Source organism: Mycobacterium sp., assembly GCF_040509115.1.
Classification (GTDB): Bacteria; Actinomycetota; Actinomycetes; order Mycobacteriales; family Mycobacteriaceae; genus Mycobacterium.
On the sequence record NZ_JBEVLO010000132.1, the window covers coordinates 1 to 9007 of the forward strand.

Here is a 9007-nt window from a genome sequence, read left to right on the forward strand (position 1 = left end):
AGCGCGATCACGATCAGCGCGGGGATGTAGTTGCCGTACGCGGACCCCACCTGGGTGCCCTGACGCACCATCTCCAGGAACGTGATCTGGTAGCCGATCGCCGTGTCCTTGAGTACCACCACCATCTGCGAGATGAGGACCGGCAACATCGACGTGATGGCCTGCGGCAGCATGATCGACCGCATGGTCTGACCCCAGGTCAGGCCGAGCGCCGACGCCGCCTCGTGCTGACCGCGCGGCAGCGCGTGCACGCCGGCCCGGACGATCTCGGCGATCACCGCCCCGTTGTACAGCGTGAGCCCGGTGATCACCCCGGCAAGCGCAAGGTGCTTCGACGGGAAGAGGTCGTACGTCGCGTACACGAAGTACGCGAATATCATCATGATCAGCACCGGCACGGCGCGGAAGAACTCGACGATCACCGAGCACGTCCAGCGGATCCCGTTACGCGTCGACAGCCGCCCGACGCCGAGCGCAAACCCCAGCAGCAGGGCCAGCACGATCGACACCACCGCCGCGGTCAGCGTCCCCTGAACGCCGGGGAGCACGTAGGTGACCCAGAGGTTGGACGTCAGGAACGGTTCCCACTTGGCCGCGGTCAGCTGACCCTTGGCCTCGAGCTGTGAGTAGACGATCCAGGCCACCACCAGGATGACGACGACCGTCACACCGTTGAAGATCCGGTTTCGGGCCCGAGCGCGCGGCCCTGGGGCGTCGAACAGAACCGACCCGCTCATGACCATCCGTTCTTCGCGCAAGCGCTCATCGTGTCTGTCTGTTCTTCGCGCAAGCGCTCATCACCGAGCCACCGCCATCCTCTTGCCCAAATAGCCGAACAACAGTCCGAGCGGCAGGGTCAGGATGACGAACCCCAACGCGAAGATGCTGCCGACGACCGTCAGGGCGGCCGTGTTCTCGATCATCTCCTTCATCAACAGCGCTGCCTCGGCGACACCGATCGCCGATGCGATCGTGGTGTTCTTCGTCAACGCGATCAACACGGAACCCAGCGGAATGAGCACCGCCCGAAAAGCTTGCGGCAACAAAATGATTCGCAGGTTCTGCCCGAACGTCAGGCCCAACGCCCGGGCCGCCTCGCCCTGCCCGAGGGGCACCGTGTTGACACCGGAGCGCACCGTTTCACACACGAACGCCGCGGTGTAGACGGTCAAGCCGAGCACCGCCAACCTGAAGTTGCTGTCCTCGATCGACGTGGTCGACTGCGAATCCACGAGAGTGATGCCCAACGTCTGGGACAGACCGAACGAACAGAACAGGATGATCAGAGTCAGCGGAGTGTTGCGGATCACGTTGACGTATGCGGTGCCCAACCAGTTGAGCATCGGCACCGGTGACAACCGCATCGCGGCCAGCAAGGTACCGAGGATCAACGCACCGACGGCAGAGAGCACCGTCAACTGAATCGTGGTCCAGAACGCCTCGAAGATGCGGCCGGAATACTCGGAGAAGATCTCCACGTGGGCTCCGCTGACTCCCGATCAGTCGATTTACTTGTCCACCAGGGCGGGCGGCGCCGGCGTTGCGATTCCCGCCGGACCGAGATTCTTCTCGAACGCGGCTGCCCACGCGCCGTCGGACTCCATCTTCTCGATGGCTGCCGCGATCTTGCCCTGGAGTTCCGTGTCGTCCTTCTTGAGGCCGATGCCGTAGTTCTCCTCCGAGAACGTCTCACCGACGATCTTGAACGAGCCCGGGCTCTGGGCGGCGTAGCCCGCCAGGATCACCTCATCGGTGGTCACCGCGTCGATCGCCCCGTTCTTCAGGGCTTCGATGCAAGCCGAGTACGTGTCGTACTGCTGCAGCTGCACGGTGGGGAACTCGTCCTTGATCTTCTGCGCAGGAGTGGAACCAGACACCGAGCACAGCTTCTTGTTGTTGGCCAGCGAATCCTTGCCGGTGATGTCGGTGTTGTCGGCCTTCACCAGCAAGCTCTGGCCCGTCACCAGGTACGGGCCGACGAAGGCGATCTTCTCCTTGCGGCTGTCGGTGATCGAATAGGTCGCGGCGATGAACTTCACCTGGTCGTTCTGGATCAGCGTCTCCCGCTGAGCCGACGGCGACTCCTTCCATTCGATGTTCTCGGGCGTGAAGCCGAGCTCCTTGGCCACGTAGGTGGCAACGTCGACGTCGAAGCCGCTCATCGTGCCGTCCGGATTGCGCAATCCCAGACCCGGCTGGTCGAACTTGGTGCCGATGACGATCTTGCTGCTGTCCGAACTCTCGCTGCCACCGCCGCACGCGGTCATTGAGAGGGGGAGGGCGACGGCGATCGCCGCGACGGCCACCGTTCGTAGGGAGAATCGAGACATTCGCATTCCTTTCACAGGGGCGGGTTAGTGATTGAGAATCTTGCCGAGGAAGTCCTTGGCACGGTCTGACTTGGGATTGGAGAAGAACACTTCCGGTTCGGCGTCCTCGACGATCGCGCCGTCGGCCATGAAGATGATGCGATTGGACGCCCGCCGGGCGAAGCCCATTTCGTGGGTGACCACCAGCATCGTCATGCCCTCGGAGGCCAGCGAGGTCATCACCGCGAGCACTTCGTTGATCATCTCGGGGTCCAGCGCACTGGTGGGCTCGTCGAACAGCATCACCTTGGGGTTCATCGCCAGGGACCGGGCGATGGCCACGCGCTGCTGCTGCCCGCCCGACAGTTGAGCCGGGTACTTGTCGGCCTGGTTGGCGATGCCGACCCGTTCCAAGAGCGACATCGCGTTCTTGCGGGCCTCGTCCTTGGACTTGCCGCGCACCTTCATCGGCGCCAGCGTGACGTTCTGCAGAATCGTCTTGTGCGCGAACAGGTTGAACGACTGGAACACCATGCCCACGTCGGACCGCAACTGCGCGAGCTTCTTTCCCTCCTCGGGTAGCTTCTCGCCGTCGATGGCGATGGTGCCCTCGTCGACGGGCTCGAGCCGATTGATGGTGCGGCACAACGTCGATTTGCCCGACCCCGAGGGGCCGAGTACCACGACCACCTGGCCGCGGTCCACCTCGAGGTTGATGTCCCTGAGCACGTGCAGGCTGCCGAAGTGCTTGTTGACGCCCTGAATTGAGATCATCGGCACAGCCGTCCGAGTCGGTTCGCCCGCCACCGCATCCGACTTGTCGAGCTTCATGGGCTCAGACCTTACCCAGGGAACGTCCAGCTCGCCGGGCTCTGGCCGATCTTGGGAATTTGGCTGCGCCGACGACCGCCGTACCATTGGGCCGTGACTTCCACGGTGGCGAGCGGCTTGACGACCGTTCCAGTCGGTGCCTCGCCCGACCGCGTGCGCACCTACCAGGTCCGCACCTATGGCTGCCAGATGAACGTGCACGACTCCGAGCGGCTCGCTGGCCTGCTGGACGCCGCCGGATACCAGCGCGCGGCCGACGGCGTCGATGCCGACGTCGTCGTGTTCAACACGTGCGCGGTCCGGGAGAACGCCGACAACAAGCTCTACGGCAACATCAGTCACCTGGTGCCGCGCAAGGAAGCCAACCCCGACATGCAGATCGCGGTCGGCGGGTGTCTGGCGCAGAAGGACCGTGATTCGGTGCTCAAGCGGGCGCCGTGGGTGGACGTCGTGTTCGGCACCCACAACATCGGCTCGCTGCCCGCCCTGCTGGAGCGTGCCAGGCACAACCGCGTCGCCCAGGTCGAGATCGAGGAGTCGCTGCGCGAGTTCCCATCGGCCCTGCCCGCGACCCGTGAATCCGCTTATGCCGCATGGGTTTCGATCTCGGTGGGCTGCAACAACACCTGCACGTTCTGCATCGTTCCCTCGCTGCGCGGCAAGGAAACCGACCGCAGGCCCGGAGACATCCTCGCCGAGGTGCAGTCCCTCGTCGACCAAGGGGTCCTCGAGATCACCCTGCTCGGCCAGAACGTCAACGCCTTCGGCGTCTCCTTCGCCGACCGGGAGTTGCCCCGCGACCGCGGTGCCTTCGCCAAGCTGTTGCGTGCCTGTGGACGCATCGACGGCCTCGAACGCGTCCGCTTCACCTCTCCACATCCCGCCGAGTTCACCGACGACGTCATCGAGGCCATGGCCGCCACCGCCAACGTGTGCCCAACGCTGCACATGCCGCTGCAGTCGGGCTCCGACCGCATCCTCAAGGCGATGCGCCGGTCCTACCGCGCCGAGCGCTACCTCGGAATCATCGACCGGGTCCGGTCGGCCATCCCGCACGCGGCGATCACCACCGACCTCATCGTGGGATTCCCCGGCGAGACGGAGGAGGACTTCGCCGCCACGCTGGACGTCGTCGAGCGCGCACGGTTCGCCAGCGCCTTCACCTTCCAGTACTCGAAGCGCCCGGGAACTCCCGCCGCCGAGCTGCCGGACCAACTGCCGAAAGCCGTTGTCCAAGAACGGTACATGCGCCTCATCGAACTTCAGGAACGAATTTCCTGGGAGGAGAACCTGACCCAGATCGACTCGAAAGTCGAACTCCTCGTCGCGACGGGGGAGGGCCGCAAGGACGCCAGTACCGCCAGGTTGTCGGGCCGGGCCCGCGACGGCCGCCTGGTGCACTTCACTCCGGGGGACCGCGACGTGCGCCCCGGCGACGTCGTCACCACGACCGTGACCGCGGCGGCTCCACACCATCTGATCGCCGACGGCGACCTCATCGACCACCGCCGCACCAGGGCGGGTGACGCCCACGAAGCCGGACGCCGCGTGAGCACCGGCGGCGCGACGGCGGTGGGCCTCGGGCTGCCCCGCATCGGCATGGCGCCGCCCCAACCAATCACGACGGGATGCACCCGATGACCGAACACGACGACATAGGATTCGACGACTACAAGAGCGACATCGAGGACGCCGAACGCCGAGTGGCGCGCGAAATCGACCCCGGGGCAAGGGCTTTGGTCGTCGCCATCCTGGTCTTCGTGCTGCTGCTGTCGTTCGTGCTGCCCCACACCGGCGGCGCAAGGGGGCTGGACGTCCTGATCTACGACGCCGCCGCCGTCCGCGAGGCGATCGCGCTGCCGTCGCGAGTGTTCATCTGGCTCGTCCTGGTGTTCGGCGTCGGTTTCTCCATCCTCGCGCTGACCACCCGACGCTGGGGTCTGGCGTGGATCGCACTCGCCGGATCAGCGGTGGCCTGCCCCATCGGGATGCTGGCGGTGTGGTCGCGGCAAACCGTCGCCGAGCCGCACCCCGGTCCGGGGTACGGCCTTGTCATCGCCTGGATCGCGGTGATCCTGCTGGCCTTCCACTGGGCCCGCGTCGTGTGGTCGCGGACCGCCGTTCAGCTGGCCGCCGAGGCCGAACGCCGCAAGTTCGTCAGCGAACGGCATCGCAAGGGCCTGCTCGATACCGACCCACCGGACCCCGACACCCCAAGAAGCGCTGGTTAGCGCTTCTTGCCGAGGGCCTGGACTGCTGCCTCGGCCCATTCCCGCCACTGGGCGGCGCTGGCCCGGGCGTCGGCGGCATCCTTGGTGCGTCCCGCAGCCTCCGCCTTCTCGGCCTGCTGCTCGAACTGCTCGGCGCGGACCCTGAACTGATCGGCCCTGGCCTGCGCCTCCGGGTCCTGCCAGTTGGTCGACGCGGCGTCGCGAACCTTCTTCTCGACCGCCTTCATCCGGCGTTCGAACTCCGGAGCCCGCTCCCGAGGCACCTTGCCGACGGCGTCCCACTTCGTCCCGACCGCCCGGAACGCCGCCCTGGCGGCGTCGGCGTCCGACACGTCGATGGCCTCGGCCTCGACCAGCAGGGCCTCCTTGGCCGCGGCGTTCGCCCCGAACTCGGCGTCCCGCTCGGCGTTCACGGCGTTACGTGCCTTGAAGAACTTGTCCTGAGCGGACTTGAACCGACGCCAGAGGGCGTCGTCGACGTCCTTGGAGGCCCGTCCGGCCGCCTTCCACTGGGCCAGCAGATCCCGGAACGTCGCCGCCGTGGCACCCCAGTCCGTCGAGTCCGACAGCGCCTCGGCGCGCTCGCAGAGCCCCTCCTTGGCCTGCCGCGTACCTACCCGCTCACGGTCGAGCTCGGCGAAGTGCGATCCGCGGCGCCGGTTGAACGTCTCCCGTGCTGCCGAATACCGCTTCCACAACGCGTCGTCGACCTTGCGGTCGAGCCCCGTGATCGTCCGCCACTCCTCCAGGATGTCGCGAAGCCGATCACCGGCGGCCTTCCATTGCGTGGAATTGGCCGAGATGTCCTCCGCCTCGGCGGCCAACGCCTCCTTGCGGGCCGTCAGCTCGGCGCGCAACTCGTCGCGCCGCTGGCGTTCCTCCGCGGCACTGACGTCGGCCTGATCCACGATGGCGGCGAGTCGGGCAGCCAACCCGTCGACGTCACCGAGCACCGACGCCGTCGGCAACGTCTCGGCCAACGCGGCGGCCGCCGCCTTGATCTTGCGGGGCTCACCGGTCCCCGACGCCAGCCTGCGCTCCATGAGCGCGACCTCGGTGTGCAGGTCGTCGTACCGACGGCCGAAGTGCGCGTATGCGGCGTCGGGTTCACCCGCCTGCCACGACCCGATCACCCGCTCGCCCGCGGACGTGATCAGCCACACCGTGCCGTCGTCGTCGACGCGGCCGAAACGGTGCGGATCCGCCGAAGGGGGCACGACCACTGCAGGTGCAGCGCCGCCCGGCTTGGGTGTCGGGCGTGGTGGTCCCGGTCGGGGTGCGGGCTTGGGTGCTCCGCCGGACTCACTTGTCGTCATGTCGTATTCCTCGTGCCCTCTGCGTGGGTGACCACGCTCCTGCCGCGCAACGCGGCGCCTGGTAGCGGTAGCTTTCGGTGGTTCTTCAACGGCTATTGAAACAGGTCACTCCTCGGCATGCCCACGCCTTGGCACTAGGAATTGCCTACGCTTGCGATTCCATGGGCCGGAGCGGCGGGCAGGAGAGTGGCGATGGACAAGGCTGACATCGCCGCCGTGCTCGCGCTCGGCGCCGCGTTCTTCATCGCCGTCGGCGACGTCATGCACCAACGGATGGCGCACGAGGTGACCGATGAGAAGGTCGGCCACGTCGAACTATTCATCCGCCTGCTCCGCGATCGCACGTGGTGGCTGGGCAGCCTGGTATCCGCCCTGGGGTTCGGTCTGCAAGCCGCCGCCCTCGGCTTCGGATCGGTGCTCCTGGTGCAGGCGCTGCTGGTCACGGCGTTGCTGTTCGCGCTGCCGATCAACGCCCGGCTGAACCAGCATCGCGTGTCACGGTTCCAATGGACGTGGGCGGCATTGCTCGCGGCGTCGGTCGTCGTCATCGTCACGGTCGGCAATCCGACCGAGGGCCAGTCGCGCGCCTCAGTCGAGACCTGGGGGCTGGTCATCGCCGTGCTCTTGCCTGCCATGGTGGCCTGCGTCATCGGGGCGAAGGTCCTCTCGGGCCCCATCAGCGCCGTCTTGTTGGCCCTGGTGTCCGGCGCGCTGTGGGGGATCTTCGCGGTGCTGACCAAGGGCGTGGTCGATCGCCTCGACGACGGGTTGTGGGCCCTTCTTCGCACCCCGGAGCTGTATGCGTGGGCGGCCGTCGCGGTCGCAGGCACGGCCTGGCAGCAGTCGTCGTTCCGCGCAGGCTCACTGACCGCGTCCCTGCCGACGATGACGGTCACCGAACCCGTCGTCGGCTCGGTCCTCGGCGTCGTCATCCTCGGCGAGACCCTGAGGCCCGGCGAAGCGGGCGACGTGACCCTGATCGCAGCGTTCACCGTCATGATCGTCGCCACCGTCGCGCTGGCCCGCGGCGAGGCCAAGGCGGGTGAGGTGCCGGACGCAGGTGAACCGGTTGCCAGCGAAGCTGGCTAGCGTGATGGCGTGCTGAAAGCGATCGCGTTGGTGCCGTCGGCGCCCGTCCTGGTGCCCGCCCTCGCGACCGGCGCCGCCGCCGAACTCACCGACCTGCTGACTGCAGTGACGAGCGTCGTCACCGAACTGCCCGACCGATGGGTCGTCATCGGGACCGGACCCGCCGACGACGTCATCGGATCGGGCGCGGTCGGCACCTTCGCCGGCTACGGGGCCGACGTGCGGGTGCGCCTGTCCCCCCACGGCGCCGACGAGGCCAGGGAGCTGCCGCTGAGCGCCCTGATCGCCGCCTGGGTGCGTGGCCACGCCGCTTCCGACGCGTACGCCGAGGTCTGGGTGTACGCCGCCGACCTCGGCGTGGACGCCGCCCTCGACCGCGGTCGCGCGCTGCGGGCCGAGATCGACGACGCCGCCGACCCCGTCGGCGTACTCGTCGTCGCCGACGGCGCCAACACCCTGACCCCGCCCGCGCCGGGCGGGTACGACCCCGAGTCAATCCCCGTCCAGAACGCCCTCGACGACGCCCTGGCCTGCGGTGACGCGGCCGCGCTCACCCGGCTACCCGACCGCGTCGTCGGCAGGGTGGCGTACCAGGTGCTGGCCGGACTGGTGGGATCGACCCCCTGCTCGGCGCGCGAACGCTATCGGGGCGCCCCCTACGGGGTCGGCTACTTCGTGGGCACCTGGGTGCCGCGGGCGGGGGAGACCGACGCGATCGGGGGATCGATCGAGTGACCCCAAGGCCCATCGCCGTCATCGGGCCCACCGGCACCGGCAAGAGCGCCTTGGCGCTGGACCTGGCCCAGCTTCTCGGCGGCGAAATCGTCAACGCAGACGCCATGCAGCTCTACCGCGGCATGGACATCGGCACCGCGAAGCTGCCCCCCGCCGAGCGCCGCGGCATCCCACACCACCAGCTCGACGTCCTCGACGTCACCCAAACGGCCACCGTCGGTCGATACCAGCACGCCGCCGCCGCCGAGGTCGAGTCGACGATGGCCCGCGGCGCGGTACCGGTGATCGTCGGCGGCTCGATGCTCTACGTCCAATCGCTGCTCGACGAGTGGGCGTTCCCCGCCACCGACGCGGCAGTCCGGGCCCGCTGGGAGGACAGGCTCGCCGACGTCGGGGTGGCCGCGTTGCACGCCGAACTCGCCGACGTGGACGCGGAAGCCGCGGCGTCGATCTTGCCCACCGACGGCAGGCGCATCGTGCGGGCGTTGGAGGTCGT

10 protein-coding genes are annotated in these 9007 nt (G+C 67.7%); 5 read left to right on the forward strand and 5 right to left on the reverse strand.

Features of this window, described 5'->3' with window-relative positions:
• The 4 genes from ABW137_RS10040 to ABW137_RS10055 form a co-directional block, all read right to left on the reverse strand.
• The coding region (locus tag ABW137_RS10040) for an amino acid ABC transporter permease (RefSeq protein ID WP_526399406.1) at nucleotides 1–737 on the reverse strand (737 nt) is incomplete at its 3' end.
• Between the two features lie 60 nt (nucleotides 738–797).
• The gene (locus ABW137_RS10045; RefSeq protein ID WP_526399408.1) at nucleotides 798–1478 is read right to left on the reverse strand and encodes an amino acid ABC transporter permease; all 681 of its coding nucleotides are present in this window, start codon (nucleotides 1476–1478) and stop codon (nucleotides 798–800) included.
• Nucleotides 1479–1508: 30 nt separating this feature from the next.
• Nucleotides 1509–2330 (reverse strand): glutamate ABC transporter substrate-binding protein, encoded by an 822-nt coding sequence (locus ABW137_RS10050; RefSeq protein WP_526399410.1) that lies wholly within the window; start codon nucleotides 2328–2330, stop codon nucleotides 1509–1511.
• Between the two features lie 24 nt (nucleotides 2331–2354).
• The gene (locus ABW137_RS10055; protein WP_526399424.1) at nucleotides 2355–3083 is read right to left on the reverse strand and encodes an amino acid ABC transporter ATP-binding protein; all 729 of its coding nucleotides are present in this window, start codon (nucleotides 3081–3083) and stop codon (nucleotides 2355–2357) included.
• A 150-nt stretch (nucleotides 3084–3233) separates the two neighbouring features.
• Between ABW137_RS10055 and miaB the strand changes: the two genes are divergently transcribed.
• A complete protein-coding gene (gene miaB / locus ABW137_RS10060; protein WP_526399412.1) occupies nucleotides 3234–4781 on the forward strand; it encodes a tRNA (N6-isopentenyl adenosine(37)-C2)-methylthiotransferase MiaB in 1548 nt (515 codons plus the stop codon).
• On the forward strand, nucleotides 4778–5371 hold the full coding sequence (locus tag ABW137_RS10065; protein ID WP_526399414.1) for an Rv2732c family membrane protein: 594 nt from the start codon (nucleotides 4778–4780) through the stop codon (nucleotides 5369–5371). The genes miaB and ABW137_RS10065 overlap by 4 nt, the downstream gene beginning before the upstream one ends.
• Here ABW137_RS10065 and ABW137_RS10070 read toward each other — a convergent pair.
• A complete protein-coding gene (locus ABW137_RS10070) occupies nucleotides 5368–6687 on the reverse strand; it encodes a DUF349 domain-containing protein (protein ID WP_526399416.1) in 1320 nt (439 codons plus the stop codon). The two genes, ABW137_RS10065 and ABW137_RS10070, sit on opposite strands and share 4 nt — an antisense overlap.
• 192 nt (nucleotides 6688–6879) lie before the next feature.
• On the opposite strand from ABW137_RS10070, the gene ABW137_RS10075 reads away from it, so the two are divergent.
• The 3 genes from ABW137_RS10075 to miaA all read left to right on the forward strand — a co-directional run.
• Entirely contained in the window at nucleotides 6880–7776 is an 897-nt protein-coding gene (locus ABW137_RS10075; protein ID WP_526399418.1) for a DMT family transporter, read from the forward strand.
• A gap of 9 nt (nucleotides 7777–7785) precedes the next feature.
• Nucleotides 7786–8511, forward strand: coding sequence for a class III extradiol ring-cleavage dioxygenase family protein (locus ABW137_RS10080; protein WP_526399420.1), 726 nt, complete (start codon nucleotides 7786–7788; stop codon nucleotides 8509–8511).
• On the forward strand, nucleotides 8508–9007 hold a 500-nt coding region (miaA, locus tag ABW137_RS10085; RefSeq protein ID WP_526399422.1), incomplete at its 3' end, for a tRNA (adenosine(37)-N6)-dimethylallyltransferase MiaA. The genes ABW137_RS10080 and miaA, both read left to right, overlap by 4 nt.

Coding starts and splice junctions, on each gene's coding strand:
- ABW137_RS10050 (WP_526399410.1), bottom strand. CDS start 2,330: ATGTCTCGATTCTCCCTACGAACGGTGGCCGTCGCGGCGATCGCCGTC.
- ABW137_RS10055 (WP_526399424.1), bottom strand. CDS start 3,083: ATGATCTCAATTCAGGGCGTCAACAAGCACTTCGGCAGCCTGCACGTG.
- ABW137_RS10065 (WP_526399414.1), top strand. CDS start 4,778: ATGACCGAACACGACGACATAGGATTCGACGACTACAAGAGCGACATC.
- ABW137_RS10070 (WP_526399416.1), bottom strand. CDS start 6,687: ATGACGACAAGTGAGTCCGGCGGAGCACCCAAGCCCGCACCCCGACCG.
- ABW137_RS10075 (WP_526399418.1), top strand. CDS start 6,880: ATGGACAAGGCTGACATCGCCGCCGTGCTCGCGCTCGGCGCCGCGTTC.